The sequence below is a fragment of the Rhodanobacter sp. L36 genome (assembly GCF_009765755.1).
Classification (GTDB): domain Bacteria; phylum Pseudomonadota; class Gammaproteobacteria; order Xanthomonadales; family Rhodanobacteraceae; genus Rhodanobacter.
In genome coordinates this window covers 151940-178352 of the sequence record NZ_LMUV01000002.1, presented here as the reverse complement: position 1 = coordinate 178352, position 26413 = coordinate 151940, and the positions used below count along the sequence as shown (strand labels likewise).

The 26413-nt window shown below is 62.2% G+C and carries 23 protein-coding genes; 12 read left to right on the top strand and 11 right to left on the bottom strand.

The window, feature by feature from the left end:
• Positions 1-40 precede the first annotated feature (40 nt).
• Both ftsZ and lpxC read left to right on the top strand, forming a co-directional pair.
• Positions 41-1234, top strand: a complete 1194-nt coding sequence (gene ftsZ, locus GSQ73_RS00705; RefSeq protein WP_158879903.1) for a cell division protein FtsZ — start codon at positions 41-43, stop codon at positions 1232-1234.
• A 392-nt stretch (positions 1235-1626) separates the two neighbouring features.
• Positions 1627-2541: a UDP-3-O-acyl-N-acetylglucosamine deacetylase gene (gene lpxC / locus GSQ73_RS00700; protein WP_158879901.1), complete on the top strand. Its 915-nt coding sequence runs from the start codon at positions 1627-1629 to the stop codon at positions 2539-2541.
• A gap of 215 nt (positions 2542-2756) precedes the next feature.
• On the opposite strand, the gene GSQ73_RS00695 is transcribed toward lpxC, so the two are convergent.
• A complete protein-coding gene (locus GSQ73_RS00695; RefSeq protein ID WP_158881631.1) occupies positions 2757-3242 on the bottom strand; it encodes a DciA family protein in 486 nt (161 codons plus the stop codon).
• Between the two features lie 27 nt (positions 3243-3269).
• Here GSQ73_RS00695 and GSQ73_RS00690 point away from each other — a divergent pair, with 27 nt between their 5' ends.
• Together GSQ73_RS00690 and secA are read left to right on the top strand one after the other, a co-directional pair.
• Complete coding sequence (locus GSQ73_RS00690) at positions 3270-4199, top strand: M23 family metallopeptidase (protein WP_158879898.1); 930 nt, start codon at positions 3270-3272, stop codon at positions 4197-4199.
• 196 nt (positions 4200-4395) lie between these two features.
• Positions 4396-7131, top strand: coding sequence for a preprotein translocase subunit SecA (gene secA / locus GSQ73_RS00685; RefSeq protein WP_158879896.1), 2736 nt, complete (start codon positions 4396-4398; stop codon positions 7129-7131).
• Between the two features lie 44 nt (positions 7132-7175).
• Here secA and GSQ73_RS00680 read toward each other — a convergent pair whose 3' ends face one another.
• From GSQ73_RS00680 to GSQ73_RS00640, 9 genes are all read right to left on the bottom strand, one after another.
• Complete coding sequence (locus GSQ73_RS00680; RefSeq protein WP_158879893.1) at positions 7176-8027, bottom strand: symmetrical bis(5'-nucleosyl)-tetraphosphatase; 852 nt, start codon at positions 8025-8027, stop codon at positions 7176-7178.
• Between the two features lie 15 nt (positions 8028-8042).
• Entirely contained in the window at positions 8043-8426 is a 384-nt protein-coding gene (apaG, locus tag GSQ73_RS00675; protein WP_158879890.1) for a Co2+/Mg2+ efflux protein ApaG, read from the bottom strand.
• A 64-nt stretch (positions 8427-8490) separates the two neighbouring features.
• Entirely contained in the window at positions 8491-9279 is a 789-nt protein-coding gene (gene rsmA, locus GSQ73_RS00670; protein WP_158879887.1) for a 16S rRNA (adenine(1518)-N(6)/adenine(1519)-N(6))-dimethyltransferase RsmA, read from the bottom strand.
• Positions 9276-10271 carry a 4-hydroxythreonine-4-phosphate dehydrogenase PdxA gene (gene pdxA / locus GSQ73_RS00665; RefSeq protein WP_158879884.1) on the bottom strand — a complete coding sequence of 332 codons (996 nt, stop codon included), beginning with the start codon at positions 10269-10271 and terminating at the stop codon, positions 9276-9278. Before pdxA ends, rsmA begins: the two co-directional genes overlap by 4 nt.
• 6 nt (positions 10272-10277) lie before the next feature.
• On the bottom strand, positions 10278-11633 hold the full coding sequence (locus tag GSQ73_RS00660; RefSeq protein ID WP_158879882.1) for a peptidylprolyl isomerase: 1356 nt from the start codon (positions 11631-11633) through the stop codon (positions 10278-10280).
• Between the two features lie 24 nt (positions 11634-11657).
• Positions 11658-14105, bottom strand: a complete 2448-nt coding sequence (gene lptD, locus GSQ73_RS00655) for an LPS assembly protein LptD (protein ID WP_158879879.1) — start codon at positions 14103-14105, stop codon at positions 11658-11660.
• A gap of 157 nt (positions 14106-14262) precedes the next feature.
• Complete coding sequence (locus tag GSQ73_RS00650) at positions 14263-15180, bottom strand: histone deacetylase family protein (protein ID WP_174236057.1); 918 nt, start codon at positions 15178-15180, stop codon at positions 14263-14265.
• An 11-nt stretch (positions 15181-15191) separates the two neighbouring features.
• A complete protein-coding gene (locus GSQ73_RS00645) occupies positions 15192-15764 on the bottom strand; it encodes a cob(I)yrinic acid a,c-diamide adenosyltransferase (RefSeq protein ID WP_158879873.1) in 573 nt (190 codons plus the stop codon).
• 6 nt (positions 15765-15770) lie between these two features.
• The gene (locus GSQ73_RS00640) at positions 15771-16376 is read right to left on the bottom strand and encodes a hypothetical protein (protein WP_158879870.1); all 606 of its coding nucleotides are present in this window, start codon (positions 16374-16376) and stop codon (positions 15771-15773) included.
• 88 nt (positions 16377-16464) lie between these two features.
• Here GSQ73_RS00640 and ubiH point away from each other — a divergent pair, with 88 nt between their 5' ends.
• The 3 genes from ubiH to GSQ73_RS00625 are packed head-to-tail and all read left to right on the top strand — an operon-like array spanning position 16465 to position 19748.
• A complete protein-coding gene (gene ubiH, locus GSQ73_RS00635) occupies positions 16465-17694 on the top strand; it encodes a 2-octaprenyl-6-methoxyphenyl hydroxylase (RefSeq protein WP_158879867.1) in 1230 nt (409 codons plus the stop codon).
• On the top strand, positions 17691-18899 hold the full coding sequence (locus tag GSQ73_RS00630; RefSeq protein WP_158879865.1) for a UbiH/UbiF/VisC/COQ6 family ubiquinone biosynthesis hydroxylase: 1209 nt from the start codon (positions 17691-17693) through the stop codon (positions 18897-18899). The genes ubiH and GSQ73_RS00630 overlap by 4 nt, the downstream gene beginning before the upstream one ends.
• Positions 18900-18953: 54 nt before the next feature.
• Positions 18954-19748 carry a dienelactone hydrolase family protein gene (locus tag GSQ73_RS00625; protein ID WP_158879863.1) on the top strand — a complete coding sequence of 265 codons (795 nt, stop codon included), beginning with the start codon at positions 18954-18956 and terminating at the stop codon, positions 19746-19748.
• A 21-nt stretch (positions 19749-19769) separates the two neighbouring features.
• Here GSQ73_RS00625 and GSQ73_RS00620 read toward each other — a convergent pair whose 3' ends face one another.
• Positions 19770-20786 carry a polyprenyl synthetase family protein gene (locus tag GSQ73_RS00620; protein WP_158879861.1) on the bottom strand — a complete coding sequence of 339 codons (1017 nt, stop codon included), beginning with the start codon at positions 20784-20786 and terminating at the stop codon, positions 19770-19772.
• A gap of 196 nt (positions 20787-20982) precedes the next feature.
• Here GSQ73_RS00620 and GSQ73_RS00615 point away from each other — a divergent pair, with 196 nt between their 5' ends.
• The 5 genes from GSQ73_RS00615 (at position 20983) to GSQ73_RS00595 (ending at position 26393) form a co-directional block, all read left to right on the top strand.
• Positions 20983-21966 carry a VTT domain-containing protein gene (locus GSQ73_RS00615; RefSeq protein ID WP_158879859.1) on the top strand — a complete coding sequence of 328 codons (984 nt, stop codon included), beginning with the start codon at positions 20983-20985 and terminating at the stop codon, positions 21964-21966.
• 239 nt (positions 21967-22205) lie between these two features.
• A complete protein-coding gene (gene kdpF / locus GSQ73_RS00610) occupies positions 22206-22298 on the top strand; it encodes a K(+)-transporting ATPase subunit F (RefSeq protein WP_158879857.1) in 93 nt (30 codons plus the stop codon).
• Entirely contained in the window at positions 22295-24073 is a 1779-nt protein-coding gene (gene kdpA / locus GSQ73_RS00605; protein WP_158879855.1) for a potassium-transporting ATPase subunit KdpA, read from the top strand. Before kdpF ends, kdpA begins: the two co-directional genes overlap by 4 nt.
• 32 nt (positions 24074-24105) lie before the next feature.
• Positions 24106-26178 carry a potassium-transporting ATPase subunit KdpB gene (kdpB, locus tag GSQ73_RS00600; protein WP_158879853.1) on the top strand — a complete coding sequence of 691 codons (2073 nt, stop codon included), beginning with the start codon at positions 24106-24108 and terminating at the stop codon, positions 26176-26178.
• Between the two features lie 11 nt (positions 26179-26189).
• The gene (locus GSQ73_RS00595) at positions 26190-26393 is read left to right on the top strand and encodes a hypothetical protein (RefSeq protein WP_158879850.1); all 204 of its coding nucleotides are present in this window, start codon (positions 26190-26192) and stop codon (positions 26391-26393) included.
• Positions 26394-26413: the final 20 nt, after the last annotated feature.

Genomic DNA, 26413 nt, shown 5'->3' with positions numbered 1-26413 from the left:
GCTGGTTACAACGACAACAACTCTTTTAGGAGGACGGGAAATGTTTGAACTGATCGATAAACTCGCACCAAACGCAGTCATCAAGGTCATCGGCATCGGCGGTGGCGGCGGCAACGCCGTGGCGCACATGCTCAATGCCAACATCGAAGGCGTGGAATTCGTCGTCGCCAACACCGACGCGCAGGCCATGAGCAGCTGCGGCTCGCGCACGCATCTGCAACTGGGTGGCAACGTCACCAAGGGCCTCGGCGCCGGCGCCAATCCGGAAGTCGGTCGGCAGGCGGCGCTGGAAGATCGCGAACGCATCGAAGCGATGCTCGAAGGTGCCGACATGGTGTTCATCACCGCCGGCATGGGTGGTGGCACCGGCACGGGCGCTGCACCGGTCGTGGCGCAGCTTGCCAAGGAGAAGGGCATCCTGACGGTTGCAGTGGTCACCAAGCCGTTTCCGTTCGAAGGCCGCCGTCGCATGCAGGTCGCCCTGAAGGGCATCGAGGATCTGTCGCAGCACGTCGACTCGCTGATCACCGTGCCGAACGAGAAGCTGCTGAGCGTGCTCGGTCGGGATGTGACGCTCCTCAATGCATTCAAGGCAGCCAACGATGTGTTGCAGGGCGCCGTGCAGGGCATCGCCGACCTGATCACGGCTCCTGGCCTGATCAACGTCGACTTTGCCGACGTGCGCACCGTGATGTCTGAAATGGGCCTCGCGATGATGGGCTCGGGTACGGCTCGTGGTGACGACCGCGCACAGGCGGCGGCCGAGGCGGCGATCAAGAATCCGCTGCTGGAAGACGTCAACCTCAATGGCGCTTGCGGCATCCTGGTGAACGTTACCGCCGGTCCGAACCTGACCATGCGGGAGTTCGACGAGATCGGCCGGATCATCCACGATTTCGCCAGCGAAGACGCCACCGTAGTGATCGGCACCTCGCTCGACCCGGAAATGAAGGACGACGTCCGCGTGACCGTGGTTGCCACCGGCCTCAACCGCGCCGCGGCATCGCGTCAGCAACCGCCGATGCGCATGGTCGAAACCCAGCAGGTGCAGATGCGCCCGCGCCCGGTGGTGTTGCGTACTGGCACGGGTAACGAAGTGGTCGACTACGCGCAGCCTGATGTCACCGTCACCAGCCACGGCCGTGCCGAAACCGGACCTGTGCCGGCGAAGGGTGCCGAATCGGGTTTCGACTACTTGGATATCCCGGCGTTCCTTCGGCGCCAGGCGGACTGATTGAATCGACTAGGTTAAGGAGGCGCGAAAAAATTGAACAAATGCCCGTTGGGCTTGTCAGTTCTGAGTCGCACCGGTCGGAGCGTGTTTCGGCTTGGTGTTCGGTAAGCATCCACATTTTGGATGCGAGCCGGGTCGACGCAGGCGTTTGAATATGTAGCTTGGCGCCGGTGGCGTAAGGGCGAAAGTGAGGTGCCATGCCGGATTCCCGTCCCAGGCATGACAAATCGATGTATTCACCGCTTGCGAACTGCTTGCTTTATGTTCCTTTCAAGGATGAAAGGAACATAAAGGATTAACAAAACTGAACAGTACGGTTTGCTTATTCACAGGTTAAAACTGTGTTAGCATCCGGACCTGATTGGCTGCTGCCTCCACGGGTACCAACAACAATGATCAAGCAGCGTACGCTCAAGAACATCATCCGGGCCACCGGAGTAGGTCTGCATACCGGCGACAAGGTGTACATGACCCTACGTCCGGCAGCAGCCAACACGGGCATCGTATTTCGACGCACGGATCTCAACCCGCCGGTCGACATTCACGCGCGCCAGGACAACGTCGGCGACACCAGTTGGTCCACTACCCTGGTTAACGGTGATGTGCGTGTATCGACGGTAGAGCACCTGCTGTCGGCAATGGCTGGTCTCGGTATCGACAACGCCTATGTCGATCTGTCCGCGCCTGAAGTGCCGATCATGGACGGCAGCGCGGGTCCTTTCGTGTTCCTGCTGCAATCTGCAGGGATCGAGGAGCAGAACGTCGCCAAGCGCTTCATCCGCATCAAGAAGCCGGTGAAAGTGCAGGACGGCGACAAGTGGGCCAGCATTGAGCCGTTCGAGGGTTTCAAGGTCGGTTTCTCGATCGAATTCAACCACCCCATTATTTCCAAGCGCACGTCGCGGGCCGAAATCGATTTTTCGACCACTTCTTTCGTCAAGGAAGTGAGTCGCGCTCGCACCTTCGGTTTCATGCGGGACATCGAGATGATGCGCGAGCACAACCTGGCGCTCGGTGGATCAATGGATAACGCCGTGGTGCTGGATGACTATCGCGTACTGAACGAAGACGGCCTTCGCTACGAGGACGAATTCGTCAAACACAAGATTCTCGATGCGATCGGCGACCTGTATCTGCTGGGCCACAGCCTTATTGGCGCTTATCATGCACACAAGTCGGGTCACGAGCTCAACAACAAGCTGCTGCGTACGCTGATGGCCGATGTAACGGCTTGGGAAGAAGTCAGCTATCAGGATGATCCGGCTATCTCGCCGATCTCCTACGCCCATCCGGCGCAAGCGATCTGAAAGTCGTTTTCCGGGTATTTGAATAGTCAAAAAGGCCGTGTCGCGAGACACGGCCTTTTTTGTGACCGGCCTCGCAGAGGGAGGCTTTCTTCACGTCTCGATGACATCAAGGATGCATCTCGGCAAAAGCTCGTGCTATAAAACCAAACCCCGAGTTTGAACCGCCCATTGCTGCGGTTCATCGAAAGGGTTCTTCCAAAGATGGCAGGAGACGCTCAGCGCGTACTTTTACCAACGGAATCAGCGGTTTCGGCGAGGGACGCCAACTCCAGGAACAGTACCCGCATTTCGGGGTCTGAGAGTGACGCTGCGGCGGCCCGAAGATGGGTTGCGGCAGCTGGCGAAAGCGGTTTTGGTTGATCGGGCGCTGTTGTTGCAACCGGTGACTGGGGGACCACTTTCACGGTGACTGAACTGGCGCATGTGCCTGTGGCATGTGCGGCGGCAAGGATTTGTGTCTGCATCAAGCGCAGGCGCGATGCCCAAGCCGGTGAAGATGCCAGGAAGACGAGGCGGTCATTGCGCAGGTTGGCGAATCGAACCTGCTCGCGCAATGGCGATGGCAACGTCTGGCGCAGTGCGCGATCGAGCGCTTCCAGCGCGTTGGCCCTGTTGGCCAGCGTCGCGAAAGAGCCGCATTCGACGATGGACTTCGGTCCATGAGTCGCGCGGCGAGAAGTGGCTGGAGTGACGCGCTGCATGGTGCCGGATTTCGACTTTGGAAAGACATGCAAATCATACTCGTCTCACGCTCCAGGAAATTGCCGAAAACTCTTGATCTGGCTGATCGGCGCATACGCGCCAAGCTTTGCCTCATTGCGGGATCTGCACTGGTGGCCGTATTGGGATTGGGGGCAATACTGGCTATGGCGGTCGCCAGTCCGCGTGACCGCGCGTTGGCGCAAATTCGTGAGCTGCAACATCAGATACGCAAGCAGGACACGCAACTGGACGGCGTACGACAGGATTCCCAGCGCGGCCTCGATGCGCTCGCCGTGAAACTGGGCCAGCTGCAGGCTCAATCGACCCGGCTCAACGCGCTTGGCGAGCGACTGATCCAAGTGGGCAAACTGGACGAAGCGGAATTCAGTTTCGACCAGCCACCCGCAGTCGGCGGTGTCGAAGACATCAGCGGTAGTGCTTTTGCCTTGCCACAAACCCTCAACAGCAGCATCGAACAGCTATCGACCCAGTTTGACTCCCAGCAAGCGCAGCTTTCCGCGTTACAGAGCCTGCTGATGGACGCGCGAATCGATTCAAACCTGAAGCCGACCGGGATGCCGGTGCAGGGATATATTTCGTCCTACTTCGGTGTCCGCGCAGATCCGTTCGACGGCCGCTCGGCGCGTCACACGGGCATCGATGTCGCGACGCCGCTGGGTACGCCGGTGCACGCGGTGGCGGAGGGCATGGTCACGTTTGCCGGCGTGCGCAGTGGCTATGGCAACGTGGTGGAGATCGACCACGGCAACGGCTACATGACACGCTATGCGCACAACAGTGCGCTGGAAGTTCGTCCCGGCCAGCACGTCCAGGTCGGCGACGTTATCTCGAGAGCGGGATCGACGGGCCGTTCGACTGGTTCTCACCTGCATTTTGAAGTCTGGTATGGCGGCCGTGTGGTCAATCCGCTCGCCTTTGTGCGCAATCATCGTTGAGGCGATTCCACTCGTCCCTTGAATGAGAGCATCGCGAGCGCCATTCAGGACATCAGGATCGGAGCGCTCGTGTTGAGCGCTGCCTGGACGACCTCATAGACCTTGGTCCGATGAGCGGTGGTCCGATAAGCATGTAGTAATATGCCCGATTGGCTCGCGCGTGCGCGGGCATTCTGTTTCCCAAACCGGAAGATCGATGTTCAATCGTGCCCTGACGAGCCTGTTCGGTAGCCGCAATGAGCGCGTGTTGCGCCAGCTTTCGAAAACCGTTGTGCGTATCAATGCGTTGGAGTCCGAGTTCGAAAAGCTTGGTGACGAAGCCCTGCGCGCCAAGACGGAAGAATTCAAGCAACGCGTCGTAGACGGTGAGTCGCTCGACAAGCTCCTGCCCGAAGCATTCGCGGTGGTGCGCGAGGCCGCCAAACGCACGCTTGGACTGCGTCATTACGACGTCCAGATGATCGGCGGCATGGTGCTGCACTCGGGCAAGATCGCCGAAATGCGCACGGGTGAAGGCAAAACTCTGGTCGGCACCTTGCCGGTTTACCTGAATGCGCTCGCCGGCAAGGGCGTGCACGTGGTTACCGTGAACGACTATCTGGCACGCCGAGATTCGGCACAGATGGGCAAGCTCTACAACTTCCTGGGCCTCAGCGTGGGCGTGGTCTACCCGGGCATGGACCATGCGGACAAGCACGCGGCCTACGCCACCGACATCACCTACGGCACCAACAACGAATTCGGTTTCGACTACCTGCGCGACAACATGGCGTTGAGCAAGGAGCAGCGTTACCAGCGCGGCCTGCAATACGCGATCGTCGATGAGGTCGACTCGATCCTGATCGACGAGGCACGCACGCCGCTGATCATTTCCGGCCCGGCCGAGGATTCCCCGCAGCTCTACCTTGTGGTGAACAAGATCGTTCCGCGCATGATCCGTCAGACGGAAGAAGATGGCGAAGGCGATTACTGGGTCGACGAGAAACAGAAGCAGGTTCATCTGTCCGAAGCGGGCATGCAGCACGCCGACGAACTGCTGCTCGAAGCCGGCGTCATCGATGAAGGCAGCGGGCTTTACGATTCGAAGAATCTGGCGGTGGTGCATCACCTCAACGCGGCGCTGCGCGCCAACGGCATCTATCAGCGCGACGTGGATTACATCGTTCGCGATGGTGAAGTGATCATCGTCGACGAGTTCACCGGCCGCACGCTGGCAGGTCGTCGTTGGTCCGATGGCCTGCATCAGGCGGTCGAGGCGAAGGAAGGCGTGCCGATCCAGCGCGAGAACCAGACGCTGGCCACGGTCACCTTCCAGAATCTGTTCCGCATGTACAAGAAGCTGGCCGGCATGACCGGCACGGCCGACACCGAGGCGTTCGAGTTCCAGAGCATCTACGGCCTGGAAGTGGTGGTTATCCCCACGCACATGCCGATGGTCCGCAAAGACAACTCGGACATGATTTTCCTCGCCCAGGATCCGAAATATCGCGCGGTGATCGAAGACATCAAGGACTGCCACAAGCGCGGTCAGCCGGTGCTGGTCGGTACAACCTCGATCGAGGTTTCCGAACTGCTGTCGGGCCTGCTGAGCAAGTCCGGCGTCGCGCATGAAGTGCTCAACGCCAAGCAGCATGAGCGCGAGGCACACATCGTGGCGCAGGCGGGCGCGCCCGGTCAGGTCACCATTGCCACCAACATGGCTGGTCGCGGTACCGACATCGTGCTCGGCGGCAGTCTGGATGCAGCGCTGGCCAAGCTTCCCGAAGACGCCAGCGAGATGGATCGCCAGCGCGTCAAGAATGAATGGAAGAAGCTGCATGAGCAGGTACTCGCCGCTGGCGGCCTGCACATCATCGGTACCGAGCGGCACGAATCGCGCCGTATCGACAACCAGCTTCGCGGACGTTCGGGTCGCCAGGGCGATCCGGGTTCCTCGCGTTTCTATCTCTCGCTGGAAGACAATCTGCTGCGCATCTTCGGTGGCGAAGGCCTGATCCGCTGGATGAAGCGCTTCGGCATGAAGGACGACGACGCGCTGGAAGATCGCATGATCAGCCGGCAGATCGAGAAGGCGCAGCGCAAGGTCGAGCAGCACAACTTCGATATCCGCAAGCATCTGCTGGAATTCGACGACGTCGCCAACGACCAGCGCAAGGTGATCTATCGCCAGCGCGACGAGCTGCTGGAAGGTGATGACGTCTCCGGCACCGTCGCCGATATTCGCGAGGACGTCGTGCAATCGATGGTGCGCGCGCACGTGCCTGCCGAGAGCATCGACGAGCAGTGGGATATCGCCGGTCTCGATCGCGAACTGGAAAGCGAGTTCGGGCTGAAGGCAGATCTCAAGCACTGGGTTGAGCAGCAGCACGAAATCGATGCCGAGATGATTCTCTCGCACGCCCGCGGAGCGGTGAACGAACTGTTTCAGGCCAAGGAGTCGCAGATTGGCTCTGAAACCATGCGTCAGCTTGAGAAGCACATCATGCTGACCGTGGTCGACAACGCTTGGAAAGATCACCTGTCGAACATGGATTACCTGCGCCAGGGCATCTATCTGGTGGGGTACGCGCAGCAGGATCCGAAGCAGGCGTTCAAGCGCGAGTCGTTCAAGCTTTTCTCCGACATGCTCGATCGGATCAAGGCCGAAGTCGTGCAGATGCTGGCGCGTATCCGCATTCGCAGTGAAGACGAAGTCGCCGCGATGGAAGCCGAGCAGCAGCGCATGGCCGAGCGTCTGCAGAAGCAGATGCTGGCAACCGGTGGTGGCGCGCCTATCGATGCCTTCGGCAGTGCAGCGGAATTGCCGGCGGGCGCCGGCATGAGCGTAACGGCAGCACCTGCGCAGCACGACGGCCCCAAGGTAGGTCGCAATGATCCATGCCCTTGCGGCTCGGGCAAGAAGTTCAAGCACTGTCACGGACAACTGTCCTGATGGCATGAAAAGACCCCGCTGCGGCGGGGTTTTTTTTTAGTCTCTCAGTCGCCGCCGCCGGGCGGACGTTTGCGATGAGGTTCGGCGTTGACCGTGATGTACTGCGGCTCTTCCGTATCCAGCCGCAACGCGGTCAGCTGTCCGCCCCACACGCAACCCGTGTCGATCGCATGCACACCAAGCCCGGCGAAGCGGCCCAGCGCCGACCAGTGACCGCACACGATGCGGGTCTCGCGCCGGCGCATGCCAGGCACTTCGAACCACGGATACAGGCCGGCCTTCTGTGTTCCGGGAATGTCCTTGGCTTCGAAATCAATGCGGCCGTTGACGTCGCAGTAGCGCATGCGGGTCATCGTGTTGATCGTCGCGCGCTGGCGTTCCAGACCTTGCAGCCGAGACGACCACACCGCCGGGCGATTGCCGAACAGATTGCGCAGCAGGCGCGGATGGCGCGGGCTGGACAGCTCCCGTTCGACCTCCTGCGCCGAACGTTGCGCCTGGCGCAGGGTCCACATCGGCGCAAGTCCGGCATGCACCATCGTCCAGTTCAACTGCTCGTCATGATGCAGCAGTTTCTGCGAGCGCAGCCATTCGAACAGCACCGGCGCATCGTCGGCGAACAGCACTTCACGCAATTCCGGATTGACGCGTGCTTGCGCATCCGGCCGTCGCTGGGCGATGGCCAGCAGGCTCAAATCGTGATTGCCCAGCGTGACCACGCTGCACTCGCGCAGTTCATGGATCAGTCGCAAGGTTTCCAACGACTGGCCACCACGATTGACGAGATCGCCGCAGAACCAAAGCTGGTCATTCGCGGGCTCGAAGCGAATCTTGTCGAGCATGCGTTGCAGTTCGGGATAGCAGCCCTGAACATCGCCGATCGCATAAGTAGCCATGTCAGCGCAGGGCCATCAATGCAGCGTGCGCGGTATGGACAGAGTGAAGGTCGGGATCGGCGCCTCGAACTGCGTGCCGTCGTCCGCAAGCATCTGGTAGCTGCCGCCCATCGTGCCCACGGGGGTTTCGAGCACCGCGCCGGAGGTGTATTCGAAATCGTCGCCCGGTCGCATCCACGGCTGTTCGCCCACTACGCCGTCGCCGCGCACTTCTTCTACCTTGCCGTTGGCGTCGGTGATCATCCAGTGGCGGGTGAGCAGACGTGCGGGCATATCGCCAGCATTGCGCAGGGTGATGGTGTAGGCGAACACGTAGCGATTGTCACCGGGCTTGGATTGATCGGGGACGAAACGGGTTTCGACCTGCACGTCGATCGTGTAGGAAGACTTTTCATTCATGCCCGGATTGTAAGGCTTGCTGCCGTGAATGGGGCGAGGTCGCGCGGAGATACGGCGGAGAAGCTCAGAGCGCGCCGTAAACCTTCGCAAGCCGCACGAAATCCATCGGAGCGAGCGTCTCCGCGCGTGCCTTGGGATCAATATCGGCGCGACGGATCGCATCGCTGTCCATCAATTGCTTGAGCGCATTGCTCAGCGTTTTGCGACGCTGTCCGAAGGCGGCCTTGACGATGGCGTAGACGTGTTGGGGTTCGGCGTCATGCAATTCATGCGGTGCCAGCGGCACGAGGCGGACCACGGCGGATTCGACTTTCGGCGGCGGCCGAAACGCCTCTGCCGGAACGTAGAACAAGGGCTCCACACGACAGGCGAGCTGCAACATGACGGAAAGCCTGCCGTAGATCTTGCTGCCCGGTTCGGCCGCCATACGATCGACCACTTCCTTCTGCAGCATGAAGTGCATGTCCTGGATCGCCGCCGCGTGATCCACGCAATGAAAAAGGATCGGACTGGAAATGTAGTACGGCAAGTTGCCGGCGATGCGAAGACGCGGAACGCCGTGGTCGTGTGCCATCGCGGTGAAATTTACTTTCAGCACATCGGCCTCGATGACATGCAGTTCGCCTGCCGCTGCGGCGCGCGATTGAAGGCCGGGAATCAGATCGGTATCCAGTTCGATCGCGGTGAGCTTGCCGGCCACGGCCAGCAGTGGCAGCGTCAGTGCGCCCTCGCCAGGTCCGATCTCGACGACAAAATCGTCCGTGCGTGGCGCCATCGCGGTCACGATGCGGTCGATGTAGCGCCGATCATGCAGGAAGTGCTGGCCGAAACTTTTCTTGGGGCGTGCGCTCATGCAAGCGATGTCCTGCGTTCGATCAAATCCATCGCCATCCGTGTCGCTGCGATGAGGCTTGCGGGATCGGCCCGTCCGCTACCAGCCAGATCCAGCGCCGTGCCGTGATCCACCGACGTGCGGATGAAAGGCAAGCCGAGCGTGAGGTTCACCGTGCGATCGAACGCTTCGCTTTTGAGCACCGGTAATGCCTGGTCGTGATACATCGCAAGCACCGCGTCGTAGCGTTCGCGTTGCACCGGCACGAACGCGGTGTCCGCCGGCAATGGTCCGAGCAAAAACATGCCTTCGCGGCGCAAGGTTTCAAGCAGCGGGATCACCACGTCGATTTCCTCACGGCCCAGATGCCCGCCTTCGCCAGCGTGAGGATTGATACCGAGCACCGCGATGCGCGGTCGTTCGAAACCGAACTTGCTGCGCAGCTCCGCGTGCACGATACGCAAAGTGCGCTCGAGCGATTCGCGGGTAATTGCCGCGGATACGGCGCTCAGAGGCAGATGCGTGGTGGCAAGTGCGACACGTAATTCCGGGCTCGCCAGCATCATCACGACATCGGCATTGGCGCGCGTCGCGAGAAACTCGGTGTGCCCGCTGAAAGAAATGCCAGCCTCGTTGATGGTCGACTTCTGCAACGGTGCGGTGACCATCGCCTGGTACGAGCCATCCATGCATCCATCCGCCGCGATGGTCAGCGTCTCCAGCACATGGCGGGCATTGCGTGAATCGGGTTGGCCAGGTATTTCCTCGACCGCCAGCGCGACATGCCGGACGCGAAGGCTTCCGGGGCGTCGTTCGGTCTGTGCGCTGCCGTCATCGTCATGCAGATCGACAGTGATGCCGCATCGGGCGGCCGCGCGTTCGAGAAATGCGCGATCCGTGATCGCTACCAGATCCGCAACCAGCGAGGTGGCGGCGAGTCGTATCAGCAACTCCGCGCCGACGCCCGCCGGCTCACCGGCTGTGAGGGCGAGCCGGGGCAGGTGCGTGCTCAAATCGGGTTACGGCGACGTGCCGGTCGAACTATGGTCGTCCGTGTCGCGCAGCTCGGGAACCAGCACGTTGACGAAGGCGTTCGAACGCATGTCGCGAAGATAATCGTCATAGACCTGTTCGGCCTTCCGGTTGCCGATCGCCTCACGGGCCTGGTCGCGCGCGATCTCATTGGTTAGGTCGCTTTGACGTGAGCCAAGACGCTGCAGCACGTGCCAGCCTGCTTCGCTCTGGAACGGCTGCGACACTTCGTTGTCCTTGAGGCCAGCCAGCTGCGTGCCGATGGTCGAACCCCAATCCTGTTGCTTGAACCAGCCCATGTCGCCGCCGGCGTTGGCCGTGGTGTCGTCCTTGGAGTTGTCGCGCGCAAGTGCTGCAAAATCTTCGTGCTTGCTTACGATGCGGTTGTACAGATCCCTGGCTTTCTGTTCGGCTTGCGCCGGCGTCACCAGTTCGCTGGGCTTGATCAGAATCTGGCGCGCATGGAACTCGGTGACTACCTGGCGATCCGCCTGGCGCTGATCCACGAGCTTGAGAATGTGGAAGCCGGTCGGGCCGCGCAACGCGGCGCTGACTTCGCCGGGCTTCATCGCTGCCACCGTGTCGGCAAAGCCGGCGGGGATATCGTCCATCTTGCGCCAGCCAAGATCACCGCCATCCAGTGCGTCGGGTGCGTCGGAGAAACGGATGGCCGCCGCGTTGAAGTCCATGCCGCCCTTGATGGCCGCCAGCGCCTGCTCGGCCTTGGTCTGGCTGGCCTGGATGGCCGCTGCATCGGCACCGGAGGGGATGCTGATCTGAATGTGCGACAGATGAATCTCGCCGGCCTTGTAGGTCGGGCTGCTCAAGAGATTGTCGACTTCGCCGTCGGTGATCGACACCGAATCGTGGATCACGCTCTGGTGCAGGCGCTGCACCATCAGCTGATCACCCAACTGCTGGCGAAACTGGGCGAAATTGCCGCCGCTTTTCTCGACCTCCGCGCGCAATTCTTCGGGTGAAATCTTGTTCTGCTGGGCCACGCCGGCCACGGCCTGATCGATGTCCGCATCCGAGACGTGGATGTCCTGATCCTGCGCTTTCTGGATCTGCAGCTTCATCAACACAAGACGATCGAGCACCTGCTTTTGCAGCACATCCATCGGCGGCAGCTGGCCCGGCTGGCTGGCGTACTGCTGCTGCACCGAATGCACGGCGTCGTCCAGCTCGCTCTGCAGGATCACGTCCTCGTTGACCACGGCCACGATGCGGTCGATCGAGCCGTTGTTCGCCGACGCGGCGGGAGTTCCGGGAGTGAGCAGCTGGGCGTGAGCGGGAAGCGCGATCGCGAATGCGAGCAGCAGGAATGCAATGGGTTGCTTCATCAGTGAAAGCCGGTGCCTGAACGATTATTGATAGCCGAGAATATCACGGTGCAGCAGTGGATCGATTTGCCCGCCCGATGAACCAAGTCCCTTGAACACCACTTCGAACATCACTGCGTTGTCGCGAAGACTGTCGTTCGCAGGAACCGGACCGAAGCCGTAATAGCTCTGGTTTACATAGTTGCGATCAACCAGTCGCAGCGTGACGCAGCAGCTGTCGTACTCGATACCGGCCAACGCCTCAACGGTTCCGCGCAACGGGCTGACCACACCCTTGATGGGCTCGGCGTAAGTCCATGAGCCAATCAAACGCCAGCGATCGGACACCGGGTAGACCACGGACGCGCTGTATTGTTCCAGCAGGCCGCGACGGTAGTGATAGGAGAAGTTGAGGATGCCGTCGGTGCCCAGGCGGCGCTGCAGTTCGAACGAAGCCACATCGGTGGTGTGCGTGTTCGGGCTCCATTGGTACGTGGTGTTCACGCGCCAGGCGTCGCTGAGCTGAAGATCGAGCTGCACGACGTAGTCGGAGCCAGCCCAGTTTGTCATTGGAGAAACCGTGTCCGGACTGCTGGGTAACTGGACTTTCTGCGGCGTGAAGTAGCGAATCTGTCCGAAACTGGCCGAAAACTTTTCCACGCCGTTCTCGTCGAGGAAACGCGTGGTAAGTGCGCCGGTGAGGTTATTCGCATTCATCTGGCGATCGGCGCCGGAGAACTGGTTTGGCGAAAAGAGCTGCCAGTAATCGAATGACATCAGGTTGGTATTGAACAACGGCAGGTTGTTCTGGTTACGGTATGGCACGTACAGGTAATAGATGCGCGGCTCGAGCGTCTGGGTATAACTGTTGCCGAAAAAGGATGTACTGCGATCGAAGATGAGCCCGCTGTCCAGGCTGACGATCGGCAGTGCCCGACTGGGCGACTTGTCCGTAAACGGCGTGGCGTACCCGGTGGGCAGGACGCCGGTGTAACCATAATTCTGGTAACCATCTTGCAGCTGATATGACGTATAGCGATAGGCAACCTTGGGTCGCACGAACCATGCGGAGCTGCCGAAGTCAGCCTGCAGGTACGGGTAGAAATCCGCGCGCGCGCCATCGACATAACCGGTCTTGCGGAAATCGCCAATTTCGTTGTCCATGCCGAATTCAAGCCAGCGACTGATCGGCACGTTGAGGTTGAGCGTGGCGTATGGCAACTCGTCGTATGGAAGCGATGCATCCGTCGCGAAAGGATTCATGTTCTGGTACGAGGTGCCACCGATGGCAACATTCCACCATTTGCCACCGCCGACAATGGCCGCCGACGATGCGAGCTCATACACCTGGGTATTCGACAGCGCATTGCCATAGTCGTAGACGTAGCTGCTGTCGGATGCGCGGTTGATCGACGTGGTAAACCGCCAGCTCTGCCAGAGCGCGGTGTTGTCGGTGAAATCGATCAGATAGCGGTTCTGGCCGCTGGTGTCGGCCAGGCCGTCGCTTTTGCCGTGATCGTTTGGCACGTACTCGAAGTTGAGCTGTCCGCTGCTGTTCAGCTGGTTTTCGCTGTTGGGAATCAGGTAGCGGAATTCGCCTGCCAGCATTTCTCCACGCGACGAGTAGATACGCGGGTCCAGAGTGGCGTCGTAATTCGGCGCGATGTTGAAGTAGTACGGCGTGCTGAGCTCCAGGCCGGAGCGGCTGGTATTGCCCACCAGCGGAAACAGGAAGCCGCTCTTGCGTCGCTTGTCGAGCGGGAAGCTCATGTACGGCAGGTAGATGAAAGGCACCTTGCCTACCCACATGGTGGCATTGCGCGCCACGCCGACGCCGGTGTCCTTGTTCGTGGTGATCGACTTGGCGTGGAACTCCCACACGTGATGACCCACGTCGCAGGTCGAGTAGGTAGCTACTGAATAACGCGAATGCATCGCGTCGAACATCTGGCCTTGCTCTGCCACGCCGTTGCCACGCGAATCAAGCATCTGGTAGCGCACGTTGTCGGCGATGCCGCGCTTCGCCGTGGAGTTGCCGCGCATGTGCGAACCGGCCATCAGCTGGCTCGATTCCTGATAGCGCACGTGGCCGCGAGCGTCGTAATCGGTGGTATCGCTGTTGTAGTCGACGGTGTCCGCCTGCAACTGCTCGTCGGCTCGCGACATTTTCACGTCGCCTTCGAAGTGATAGACGGTCTGGTCGGAGCTGTCGACGGTACGCGCCTGATGCAGTTTCGTGGGGCTGGTGTCGCGCAGGTCCGGGCTCTTGTCCAGCGTCGGATCGTAGAACTCCAGCAGCGCATTGGGTCGGCAGATCGCGAAGTTGTACGGACGCGGCGCGCAATGGAAGGAACCCAGTGGGCAGGCTTCTTCCGAGCCATCGAGCGAACTTTTCGGCTTGGGATGGCCGCTCTTGGCGTCGACCTGTCCACCGATCAAGGCAAGTGCTGCGGCAACCGCCAGCAGGCGGCGAGGAGGGAACGTTGACGTCACGTGGGAATCTGCCGGCTTCGAAGGCTCGTTAAGCTAGCAGAAACGCCGCTTCCAAGGCAGGCGGAAGTTATTTCGCGCAGGTCGGGATTCAGCCGTCGGCGGCATCGCCATCACTTTGGCGTTGCACGCGAAACACGGTGATGAATCCGCGCAGCAGTTACTTCATCAACTCGTCGACGTGCGCCGCTGCACTCGCTGCCAGCGCGCCGAGGTCATAGCCGCCTTCGAGGGTCGAAACCAGCCGCCCGTTGGCATGAGCGCGGGCCAGAGCCAGCAATCGTCCGGTAATCCACGCGTAATCTTCCTGGCCAAGTCGGATGTCCGCCAACGGGTCGGCGCGGTGCGCGTCGAAACCGGCGGACACCAGTATCAGCTGCGGCTTGAACGCATGCATGCGCGGCAGCAATTGGCCATCCCATAGCTCGCGGAATTCCGCCGATCCTGCGCCCGGTGACAGCGTGCCGTTGACGATGTTGCCGACGCCGCGCTCGTCTTCGCTGCCCGTGCCGGGATACAGCGGAGACTGATGGCTGGAGAGAAACAGCACGCGTGGTTCACGCTCGAAAATTGCCTGCGTGCCGTTGCCGTGATGCACGTCGAAATCGGCGATCACCACGCGCTTCAGGTGATGCACTTCAAGCGCGTGCGCTGCTGCCGCCGCCACGTTGTTGAACAGACAAAAACCCATCGCCTGCTCGCCAGTGGCATGGTGGCCGGGTGGACGCACTGGGCAGAAGGCACGCCTGTCGTCGCCACTCATCGCGTAATCCACGGCCGCGACGACAGCACCCGCGGCGTGCAATGCCGCATCGAGCGAACCCGGTGACATCACCGTGTCCTCATCCAGGCGCAATGTTGCCGCAGCGGGAGCGATAGCGAACAGACGATCGACATGCTCGGCATCGTGCACACGCAACAACTGTGCACGCGTGGCACGCGGCGCCTCGATGCGATCGAGCGCCGCAAAGCGATCATGGTCCAGCGCCTGCAGCACGGCGCGCAGACGCGCCGGTTGCTCGGCATGACCCGGGCCGGGGTCGTGCCGCAGGCAATCGGGATGGGTATACAGCCGCAGCATGTGGCGGCTCAGCCGTCGGGTTGTGGCTTGCGGCGGCGCTCGTGTTGCCAGAGCACTTCGCCATGTCCGCTGGCGCGCGCCAGCACGCGTGAAATCACGAACAGCAGGTCGGACAACCGATTGAGGTATCGCTGCGCCTGCGGACGCACCGCCTCGGCGCGCGACAGCGCGATCACCTCGCGTTCCGCGCGACGACACACTGTGCGTGAGAGATGGCAGCACGCCGCCGCCATGCCGCCGCCGGGCAGGATGAAATCTTTCAGTGGCGGCAACGGATCGTTGAAGCCGTCGAGCACCTGTTCCAGGCGATCGATATCCGCGTCTTCGATCATCACCAAGCCGGGTATGCACAACTCGCCACCGAGATCGAACAGTGCGTGCTGCACCTGGCCGAGCACTTCGGCCACCTCAGCGTCCACGCCATCGGCGGCGAGCACCATGCTGATCGTGCTGTTGAGTTCGTCCACCGTGCCGTAGGCGGCGACGCGCAGCGAATCTTTGGCGACTCGCGAACCATCGCCCAGACCGGTGCTGCCATCGTCACCGGTGCGGGTATAGATTTTCGAGAGCCGGTTTCCCACAGTCGATCAACGCGGCAGATTGGTCAGGTCGTTGTGCTGGCGAACACGTGCAAGCTGCAGCGCGAGCACGTGAAGCACGGCACCGACGCCGACGTACATCGCGGTGGTTTCCGCGAACGGCAGATACCAGTCGCCAAGGTTTTCCCACCACGCACCCAAGCTGCGAGGCGCAGGCACGCTGCCGCTCAGCCAGTAGAAGCTGCCGTTGGAAATCACGTAGCAAGCAGTCACGCTCAGCACCAGCGCGAGAACCGCCAGACCCAGCGTGCGCACGTTGAGGCCCGACGTGTAGCGGGCCAGCAAGCTGCCGCCCATCCACAATGTGAAGTACGAAGGGATCAGGAACCAGTACGCCACCGACACGCAGTAATGGCTCCAGAAGTCGATGCCTTGGCCGTGGATCACCAGGTAATCCATCAGCACGGCTTCGACCATCAGCAAGGGGAACACCCAGCGCGCGCTGCCACGCAGCCAGAATCCGGCGAGAAAGAAAACCGCCCACGACGCATCGCGCACGTCGTGATGAAGCAGCGAAAGGTGGATGCGCGTGATCGCCATCACCAGGACGAGGGCTATGAGAATTGCCAGGCGTCGGCCCTGCGTCGTGACCATGCGTTTGCTCCGTTTTCGCGTCGAGTAGATCGCCATTCTAGCCCAATGCGCTACAACGCTGGCGGCATCGGCGGGTATCATCGCCCGCATGAATGCCTCGACATCCGCAGCTCCCGAAGACGCCGGCGTCCTGATCATCGGCGGTGGTCTGGTCGGCGCCAGCCTCGCCATCGCGCTCGATGCCGCCGGCATCGCTGCGACCCTGGTCGAAACCGCCGCACCGCGCGTCGACGCCCAGCCCAGTTATGACGAACGCAACCTCGCACTGGCGCGGGCCACCGTGAACGGGTTGGACACGATCGGCGTATGGCGGCATGCGGTGGAGAAAGCCACGCCGATCCGACATATCCACGTCAGTCGATCCGGCGAATTCGGCAGCGCGCGCATCGACGCGAAAAAACAGGGCGTCGAAGCCCTCGGCTGGACCTTGCCCGCGCGCGAACTCGGCGCGGCATTGTTGCGCCGTCTTGACGAATGCACGCATCTGACCCGACTCGCGCCGACGACCTTGGCCGCGCTGGAGCCATTGCCCGATGGTTGGCGCGCGACGATCAAGACGCCCGATGGAGAACGCGTCCTCGACACGCCATTGCTGGTGGGCGCAGACGGCACCGAGTCATTCGTGCGCGCGCAGCTCGGTATCGAAGTGGAGCGAATGGACTACCGACAGACCTTGTTCGTCTGCACGATCACGCCCGAGCGCGACCACGCGCATCGCGCCTACGAACGCTTCGCCGACGAAGGTCCGATCGCGCTGCTGCCACTGGCCGAGCGACGCTGCGGACTCGTACTGACGGTGGACACGAAAGATGCCGAAGCGGTGGCGGCGCTCGATGACGCCGACTTCATCGCGCTGGCGCAGCGCCGCTTCGGCTGGCGACTCGGCCGACTGGATCGGCCGGGCAAACGCCATCCATATACCGTCCATGGGGTCGCCGCGAAACAACTCATTGCCAAGCGTGCCGTGCTCGTCGGCAACGCGGCGCAAACGGTGCATCCGATCGGCGCGCAAGGATTCAACCTCGGGCTGCGCGATGCGCTGACTCTCGCGGAACTGGTCGCGGCAACGCGCGATCCGGGCGATGCCGCGATGTTGCAAACCTATGCCGAGCGCCGCGACGTCGATCGCGAAGGCACCATGTCCATGAGCCATGGACTGGTTCGACTGGCCTGCCTGCAGCAACCGCTGCTGGCGCCATTGCGTTCGCTGGCCTTGCTCGCGTTTGATCGCATCCCGCCGCTGCAACGCGCGCTGGCGAAACGCGGCATGGGTTATCGAGGAATCTCCCCGGTAGCTATCCGGGAGCATCTGCCATGAATACGCCACGCGACCTGCCGCCGCGCCGCCGGACGCCGTCGCTCGATGTCGCCATCGTCGGTGGCGGCATGGTCGGCGCTGCCGCCGCCTTGTCGCTGGCACGCGCCGGTTTTCGCACCGCCTTGCTGGAAGCGCGCGAACCCGCGCCATGGAACCAGAGCGACGAAGTGGATTTGCGCGTGGTCGGGCTGGCGCCTTCGTCCATGGCATTGCTGGATGAAATGGATGTCTGGACGTCCATTCGCAAATCGCGTTCAAGCGCCTATTCGCGCATGCATGTGTGGGATGCCGAGAGCGGTTCCGCGATTGACTTCGATGCTGCCAGCGACGGGCGCGACATGCTTGGCTGCATTGTCGAAAACAATCTCGTGCAATGGATGCTGTGGCACGCGCTGGAAGCTGCCGGCGTGCAACGCCTTTGTCCGGCGGAAGTGCGTGGCTTCGAAGCGATCGACGATCGCATCGAGATCGAACGAATGGACGGCCAGACGCTTGCCGCGAGTCTGCTCGTGGCGGCCGACGGCGCCGGATCGCCGCTGCGGAAACTGGCCGGCATCGGCACACGCGGACGCGATTACGCGCAGCGAGCGGTGGTCGCTCACGTGGCGACTGAGCGTCCGCATGAATCCACCGCGTGGCAACGTTTTCTCACCACCGGCCCACTCGCGCTGCTTCCGCTTGCGGACGGACGCAGTTCACTGGTGTGGTCGTTGCCGGATGCGGAAGCCCGTCGCGTGCTCGCGCTCGACGAGCGTGCATTCATCGACCAACTGGGCGTCGCCAGCGACTATCGATTGGGACGCATTGTCGCGACCACGCCGCGTGCCGCGTTCCCGCTGAAACTGCAGCTGGCCGAAAACTATCAGGCTGATCGCATGGTGCTGCTCGGCGACGCTGCGCATGCAGTGCATCCGCTGGCCGGGCAGGGCGTGAATCTGGGCCTGCGCGACGTGGCCGAATTGCGTGACACGCTGGTCGCCGCGCGCGATGCCGGTCGCGATATCGGCGCTGCCCATGTGCTACGACGCTACGCGCGCCGTCGCCGCAGCGCCGACACACTCGACGCGCTCGGCTTCGACGCGCTGGCACGCATCTATGCCTGGCAGTCGCCGTCGCTGGTGGCAGCGCGCGGCCTCGGCGTGCGCCTGCTTGATCGCATCGACCCGTTGAAGCGCCGCATCGCGGAGCACGCTGCCGGAATCTAGATTCGCGCCTTGCTGCACCAAAAACGACTCATCACCGACGCTGGAGAACCTGTCATGCGCATCGCCCGACTCTGTTGCCTGTTGTTGCTTGCCGGCACCTCGCTCGCCACCCAGGCCAAGATGGTCCACCGTCCGGTGAACTGGACGCTCGACGGCACCACATTCCACAGCGTGCTCGTCTACGACGACGCCAGTTCCGCCAAACGGCCCGGTCTCGTAATGGTGCCGAACTGGTACGGCGTGAACAATGTAGCCGTCCAGAAGGCCGACATGATCGCCGGCAAGGATTACGTCATCCTGCTCACCGACATGTATGGCGCCAGTGTGCGACCCACGGTTGGCAATGCGGATCAGGCTACCGCCGCGACGAAGCCGTTGTATGGCGATCGCGCACTGATGCGCAAACGCATCAACGAAGCGCTCGCGCAACTCAAGGCGCAGGCGAAAACGTCGCCGATCGATGCCGGCAAACTGGCCGCCATCGGTTTCTGCTTCGGCGGCTCGGCGGTGCTGGATCTCGCACGCAGCGGCGCCGATGTCGCAGCTGTGGTGTCGTTCCACGGCGGCCTCACCACAGACAATCCCGCACTCGGCAAGAACATCAAGGCACGCGTACTGGCGATGAATGGTGCCGACGACAAAGGCACCATGCCCGACGCCGACAAATTCATGGACGAGATGCGTGGCAGCCCGGCTGACTGGCAATTTGTGGTGATCGGCCATGCCGTGCATTGCTTCACCGAGAAAGGCGAAAACTCACCCGGCTGCCGCTACGACGAAAAAGCCGCGCAACGCAGCTATCGCCTGATGCACGATTGGCTGCGCGCGGCTTTCGCCGGCATGCCCTGATATCGCACGAATAAAGCTGTCTCAGAACGTGCGCTGCACCGAGTAATCGGCCAGCGTGGCAAGCGCATCGCGGTACGCCGACGGCGGCAATACATCGAGCGTATCGCGAGCGGCTTGGGCGTGTTTCAGCGCGCGTTCGTGCGTGCGATCCAGCGCGCCCGACTCGCGGATCGCCGCGATGATCAGGTCGAGCGACTCCAGTCCGCCTTGCTCGATCGCGTGACGCAGCGATTTCGCCTGGTCGCTGCTGGCCGAATTCGACTGTGCACATTCCAGCGCGTAGATCAGCGGCAAGGTCGGCTTGCCTTCGGCGAGATCGTCGCCGATGTTCTTGCCCAGCGTGTCCGCGTCGCTGATGTAATCCAGCAGATCGTCGGCGATCTGGAACGCGTAGCCGAGTTGCATGCCGTACTCGCGCAGCGCCGCAACCTGCGCATCAGGCAGGCCGCCGAGAATGCCGCCGAGTTCGGTGGCCGCGGCAAACAGCACCGCAGTCTTGCGCTCGATCACCGCCAGATATGACGCCTCGCTCACGTCCGCGTTGCCGATGTTGAGCAGTTGCAGCACTTCGCCTTCGGCGATCGTGTTGGTGGTATCGGCGAGGATGCGCATGATGCGCATGTCGTCCAGTTCCACCATCAGCTGGAACGAGCGCGAATAAAGAAAATCGCCGACCAGCACGCTGGCCGCATTGCCCCACAGCGCGTTGGCGGTCTTGCGGCCGCGGCGCAAGTCGGATTCGTCGACCACGTCATCGTGCAGCAGGGTCGAGGTGTGGATGAATTCGATCACCGCCGCCAGCTTGATGTGCTGCTCGCCCGTGTAACCCGCCGCGCCTGCCGCCAGTGTGTGCAGCATCGGCCGCAGGCGTTTGCCGCCGCTGGCGATGATGTGGTCGGCGATCTGGTTGATCAGCACCACGTCGGACGAAAGCCGGTGGCGAATCAGCGCATCGACGCGTTGCATGTCGTCGGCTGCGAGGTCGCGTACATCGGCGAAGTCGGCAGGGCGGCTGGCGTCGTCTGGCATCGGTTTCATGGAGGCTTCGGGGCGGCGTGATTCTTGATTATAGGGCGCGCCGTCCGTTGCGTCGCCGGGCATCGTGCCGCATCGTGACCTGAGCGACAGGTTCAACCACCGCGCAGGCACATGGCGTAGCGCATTTGCAATGGACGATGCCTGGCCCAATGATGGGCATCTGCGGTCGGGCGACCGCGCACCGGGACCCGTTTCGATGGCCCACGAAATCATCGCGCTCATCGCGCACTACGGCTTGCTGCTGGTCTTCATCAACGTGCTGGTGGAGCAAGCCGGCGTGCCTGTGCCTGCGGTGCCGACCTTGGTGGTGGCGGGCGCGCTGGCCGCGAATGGCGAGCTGTCGTTGGTCGCGGTGCTGGTTGTCACGATCGCCGCCTGCCTGCTCAGCGATCTCGCCTGGTACTGGGCTGGTCGCCGTTTCGGTGCGGGCGTCATGCGTACGCTCTGTCGCGTTTCGTTGTCGCCGGACTCCTGCGTGCGCCAGTCGGAGTTGCGTTTCGATCGCTGGCGCGGACAGATTTTGCTGGTCGCGAAATTCATCCCGGGCTTGTCGACGGTGGCGCCGCCGCTGGTCGGCGCGATGGGCCTGCGGTTGCCGGTATTCGTGCTGTTCGATGTGCTCGGTTCGCTGATCTGGGCCAGTGTCGCGGTGGCGCTCGGATTCTTTTTCTCGATGCAGATCGACGTGCTGCTCACGCGCATCGCCAATGCCGGCACGCTCGCGTTCGAAATTCTGATGGGCCTGCTTGCGCTCTACATCGTCGGCAAGTGGTGGCAGCGCCGGCGCTTGCTGATGACCTTGCGCATGTCGCGCATCAGCGTCGACGAATTGAACGACGCCATGTCGAATGACAAGGCGATTGCCGTGATCGACGTGCGCTCGGCATCGTCGCGCCTGCTCGATAATCGTGTCATTCCCGGCGCCCTGATGGTCGATGCGCAAGGCATCGATCGCACCGTGTACGACATACCGCTCGATCGCGAGCTGATCGTCTATTGCAATTGTCCGAATGAGGTCTCCGCCGCCAAGATCGCGAAGCGCCTGATGGAACAAGGTTATCGACGCGTGCGGCCGCTGCTCGGTGGGCTGGATGCCTGGGATGCCGCCGGCTACACCATCGAACGATTGCCGCAGGAAACGCTCGCGCCATCCGAAGAAGCACTGCACGCCGCAGGCTGATCGCGTTTGGCGCACGCCGAAAAATTTACGCGTTCTTTATACGCAACGGCCGAATCGCTACCCCTTTCATAGACCGCGCTTTCTAAAGTGCACGCCTCTCCCAAGCGAGCTGGCGTCGATGGATTTCGTCTATGTGTTGTTTCTCCTCGTACTCTGCGCGGCCACGCTGGGTTTCCTGCTGATCTGCGATCGGCTTGGCCCGCGCAAGTGATGCGCGTCTATCCGATGAGTACCTCGTCATGAACGTTTCCTATGCCATCGCCGCGGTCATCGCGGTGCTGCTGGTCGGCTACTTGTGCGTGGCTCTGCTCAAGCCGGAGTGGTTCGAATGACCACCAACGACTGCTTGCAGATCGCGGTTTTTTTGATCGTGTTGCTGCTGCTTGTGAAACCTGTCGGCAGCTACATGGCGCTGGTGTTCGCCGATGCGCCGAATCGCGTGACGCGTTTGGGCGGCCGTATCGAGCGCGGCATTTATCGCCTGTGCGGCATCAGCCACAGCGAAGACATGGGCTGGAAACGTTACGCGCTGGCCATGCTGCTGTTCAACGTGCTCGGCGTACTGGTGGTGTTCGTGCTGCAACGTGTGCAGCAGTGGCTGCCGTTGAACCCGCAGCACTTCGGCGCGGTGTCGTCCGATTCGGCAATGAACACGGCGATCAGTTTTGCCAGCAACACCAACTGGCAGGGTTACGCCGGCGAATCGACGATGAGCTACTTGACCCAGATGCTGGGGCTGGCCGTGCAGAACTTCCTTTCTGCCGCCACCGGCATCGCGGTGCTGGTGGCCGTCGTGCGCGGCTTCAGCCGGCGCAGTGCGAAAGGCCTCGGCAACTTCTGGGTCGACCTCACGCGCAGCACTTTGTACCTGCTGATGCCGTTGTCGCTGCTGATGACCGTGCTGCTGGTGTCGCAGGGCGTGGTGCAGAACTTCAAGCCCTACGTCGATGTCCCGGTGCTGCAGGCGAGCAGCTATGCCACTACGGCGAAGGATGCTGCGGGCCATGATCTGACCACGCAGACGGCGGTCACCACGCAGACATTGCCGATGGGTCCGGCGGCATCGCAGATCGCGATCAAGCAGCTCGGTACCAATGGCGGAGGGTTCTTCAACGCGAACTCGGCACACCCGTACGAGAACCCGACGCCGCTGTCGAATTTCATCGAGATGCTGGCGATCTTCCTGATCCCCGGCGGCCTTTGCTACATGTTCGGCAAGCAGGTCGGCGACCGTCGTCAGGGCTGGGCGATCCTCGCCACCATGCTGGTGATCTTCATTCCGTTGACCATCGGCCTGGTCGCGGCGGAGCAGGCCGGCAATCCGGCGCTGCATGGCCTGGCCATCGATGCGCACGCTTCGGCGACGCAGGCCGGCGGCAACATGGAAGGCAAGGAAACGCGCTTCGGCATCGCCTCGTCCGGACTGTTCGCCGCGATCACCACGGCCGCTTCGTGCGGCGCGGTGAACGCGATGCACGATTCGCTCACGCCGCTCGGCGGGCTGGTGCCGATGTGGCTGATGCAGCTGGGCGAAGTGATTTTCGGCGGCGTCGGCTCGGGTCTGTACGGCATGCTCGCGTTCGCGGTGGTCGCGGTATTCATCGCCGGGTTGATGGTCGGCCGCACGCCGGAATACCTCGGCAAGAAGATCGAAGCGTACGAGATGAAGATGGCCAGCCTTGCGGTGTTGTTGCCGTGTGCGCTGGTGGTGATCTGCACGGCGATCGCGGTGATGGTGCCGGCGGGTGTCGCCGGCGTGGCGAATCCCGGCGCGCACGGTTTCAGCGAAATTCTCTATGCGGTGAGTTCGGCTTCCAACAACAACGGCAGTGCGTTCGGCGGACTCTCGGCCAACACGCCGTTCTGGAATGTGCTGCTCGGCCTGTGCATGTTCTTTGCACGCTTTCCCCTCGCCATCGCGATGCTGGCGATGGCTGGTTCACTCGCCAGCAAGCGCCACGTGCCCGAATCCGCCGGCACCTTGCCGACGCACACGCCGCTCTTCGTCACGCTGCTGGCCTGCGTGGTGATCGTGGTCGGCGCGCTCACTTTTCTGCCCGCACTCGCACTTGGCCCGATCGCCGAGCAGCTGATGTCCGCGCACTGATGACTCATTGAATTATTCAGGAACTCGCTTCCATGACTTCGCAAACCCAAGCCGCGCGCAGCTTTGATCGCGCGCTGGTCGCCACGGCCCTGGCCGATTCGTTCCGCAAGTTGTCGCCGCGGTTGCAATTCCGCAACCCGGTGATGTTCGTGGTGTTCGTGTGCAGCGTGCTGACCACCTTGCTGTGGGTGCAGGCGCTCGCGGGGCACGGCGAGGCACCGACCGGTTTCATTTTCTGGGTGAGTTTGTGGCTGTGGTTCACGCTGCTGTTCGCGAACTTCGCCGAAGCACTGGCGGAAGGACGCGGCAAGGCACAGGCCGATGCGCTGCGCAGCTCGCGCAAGGACGTCGTCGCCAGGAAGCTGGCGTCCGCTGATCGGAACGCAGCGATCACTTTCACGCCGTCGAGCGAATTGCGCACCGGCCATCACGTGCTGGTCGAAGCGGGCGATTCGATGCCCGGAGACGGCGAGGTGGTGATCGGTGCAGCCAGCGTGGACGAGAGTGCGATCACCGGCGAATCCGCGCCGGTGATCCGCGAATCCGGTGGCGATCGCAGCGCGGTCACTGGCGGCACGCGCGTGCTGTCGGACTGGCTGGTGGTGCGCATCACCAGCAACCCGGGCGAGAGTTTTCTCGACCGCATGATCGCGATGGTCGAAGGCTCCAAGCGCCGCAAGACGCCGAACGAAATCGCGCTGACCATCCTGCTGGCCAAGTTCACGCTGATCTTCCTGCTCGCCTGCGCCACGCTGCTGCCGTACTCGATCTACAGCGTGCAGGCGACCGGTGCCGGTCATCCGATCACGCTCACCGTGCTGATCGCGCTGCTGGTGTGTCTGATCCCAACCACCATCGGCGCATTGCTCTCGGCGATCGGCATCGCCGGCATGGATCGGATGATCCGCGCCAACGTGATCGCCACGTCCGGTCGCGCGGTGGAAGCGGCCGGCGACGTCGACGTGCTGCTGCTCGACAAGACCGGCACCATCACACTCGGTAATCGCCAAGCGGTCGCGTTCCATCCAGCACCGGGCATCGCGGAAAACGTGCTGGCCGAAGCGGCGCAGCTGGCTTCGCTCGCCGACGAGACGCCGGAAGGCCGCAGCGTGATCGTGCTCGCCCAAGAAAAGTACGCCCTCGAAGAGCGCCAGCTCGCCGACGGCGAGGCGCAGTTCGTGCCGTTCACCGCGCAGACGCGCATGAGCGGCGTGGATCTGGGCAGCCGGCACATCCGCAAGGGTGCGCTCGATGCGGTGGAGAAACATCTCGATGCGCAAAACAGCCATCTGCCGCCGCTGCTCAAGCGCATGGCCGAGGACATCGCGCGTCGCGGCGCCACGCCGCTGATCGTCACCGAAGGTGCCATCGCGCTTGGCGTGATCGAGCTGAAGGACATCGTCAAGGTCGGCATCAAGGAGCGCTTCGCCGAAATGCGCAAGATGGGCATCAAGACCATCATGATCACCGGCGACAATCCGCTCACTGCCGCCGCCATCGCGGCCGAGGCCGGCGTCGACGATTTTCTCGCCGAAGCCACGCCGGAAGCGAAGCTCAAACTGATCCGCGACATCCAGTCCGAAAACCGATTGGTAGCGATGTGCGGCGACGGCACCAACGATGCGCCGGCGCTGGCGCAGGCCGACGTTGCGGTGGCGATGAACACCGGCACGCAGGCCGCGAAAGAGGCCGGCAACATGGTCGACCTCGATTCCAACCCGACCAAGCTCATCGAGGTGGTGGCGATCGGCAAGCAAATGCTGATCACGCGCGGCTCCCTCACGACTTTCTCGATCGCCAACGATATCGCCAAGTATTTCGCGATCATCCCGGCCGCATTCGCCACGACCTATCCGGCGCTCAACGCGCTCAACGTGATGCACCTGGCGACCCCGCGCAGCGCGATCCTGTCGGCGGTGATCTTCAACGCGCTGATCATCATCGCGTTGATTCCGCTGGCACTGAAAGGTGTGAAGTACCGCGCGCTCGGTGCCGGTGCGCTGCTGCGCCGCAACCTGCTGGTCTACGGCCTGGGCGGCGTGATTGTGCCGTTCGTCGGCATCAAGCTCATCGACATGCTGCTGGTCCTTTTCGGGCTGGCCTGAGGAACAACGCCATGCAAACCCTGAAACTTTCGTTCTCGCTACCCGACGACACCCATCCCGACATGGAGCTGCGGCTGTCGGCCAACGATGCGGCCTGCGACGTGGTGATCGCGCTGCCGATGCACGCGCATCCCGCCGCGCGGGTCAGCGGCGAAGCGCTGTCGACCGACAACGCCAACGACGACTACGTGCTCGGCGGCTACGCCGGGATCTGACGTCCGACCGCAAACATTCA

Coding starts and splice junctions, on each gene's coding strand:
- GSQ73_RS00640 (WP_158879870.1), bottom strand. CDS start 16,376: ATGGTCACGACGCAGGGCCGACGCCTGGCAATTCTCATAGCCCTCGTC.
- GSQ73_RS00620 (WP_158879861.1), bottom strand. CDS start 20,786: ATGAAACCGATGCCAGACGACGCCAGCCGCCCTGCCGACTTCGCCGAT.
- GSQ73_RS00680 (WP_158879893.1), bottom strand. CDS start 8,027: ATGGCTACTTATGCGATCGGCGATGTTCAGGGCTGCTATCCCGAACTG.
- secA (WP_158879896.1), top strand. CDS start 4,396: ATGTTCAATCGTGCCCTGACGAGCCTGTTCGGTAGCCGCAATGAGCGC.
- GSQ73_RS00660 (WP_158879882.1), bottom strand. CDS start 11,633: ATGAAGCAACCCATTGCATTCCTGCTGCTCGCATTCGCGATCGCGCTT.
- kdpA (WP_158879855.1), top strand. CDS start 22,295: ATGACCACCAACGACTGCTTGCAGATCGCGGTTTTTTTGATCGTGTTG.
- GSQ73_RS00615 (WP_158879859.1), top strand. CDS start 20,983: ATGGCCCACGAAATCATCGCGCTCATCGCGCACTACGGCTTGCTGCTG.
- lpxC (WP_158879901.1), top strand. CDS start 1,627: ATGATCAAGCAGCGTACGCTCAAGAACATCATCCGGGCCACCGGAGTA.
- GSQ73_RS00630 (WP_158879865.1), top strand. CDS start 17,691: ATGAATACGCCACGCGACCTGCCGCCGCGCCGCCGGACGCCGTCGCTC.
- apaG (WP_158879890.1), bottom strand. CDS start 8,426: ATGAATGAAAAGTCTTCCTACACGATCGACGTGCAGGTCGAAACCCGT.
- GSQ73_RS00625 (WP_158879863.1), top strand. CDS start 18,954: ATGCGCATCGCCCGACTCTGTTGCCTGTTGTTGCTTGCCGGCACCTCG.
- ftsZ (WP_158879903.1), top strand. CDS start 41: ATGTTTGAACTGATCGATAAACTCGCACCAAACGCAGTCATCAAGGTC.
- GSQ73_RS00595 (WP_158879850.1), top strand. CDS start 26,190: ATGCAAACCCTGAAACTTTCGTTCTCGCTACCCGACGACACCCATCCC.
- rsmA (WP_158879887.1), bottom strand. CDS start 9,279: ATGAGCGCACGCCCCAAGAAAAGTTTCGGCCAGCACTTCCTGCATGAT.
- GSQ73_RS00695 (WP_158881631.1), bottom strand. CDS start 3,242: ATGCAGCGCGTCACTCCAGCCACTTCTCGCCGCGCGACTCATGGACCG.
- GSQ73_RS00690 (WP_158879898.1), top strand. CDS start 3,270: ATGCAAATCATACTCGTCTCACGCTCCAGGAAATTGCCGAAAACTCTT.
- ubiH (WP_158879867.1), top strand. CDS start 16,465: ATGAATGCCTCGACATCCGCAGCTCCCGAAGACGCCGGCGTCCTGATC.
- kdpF (WP_158879857.1), top strand. CDS start 22,206: ATGAACGTTTCCTATGCCATCGCCGCGGTCATCGCGGTGCTGCTGGTC.
- kdpB (WP_158879853.1), top strand. CDS start 24,106: ATGACTTCGCAAACCCAAGCCGCGCGCAGCTTTGATCGCGCGCTGGTC.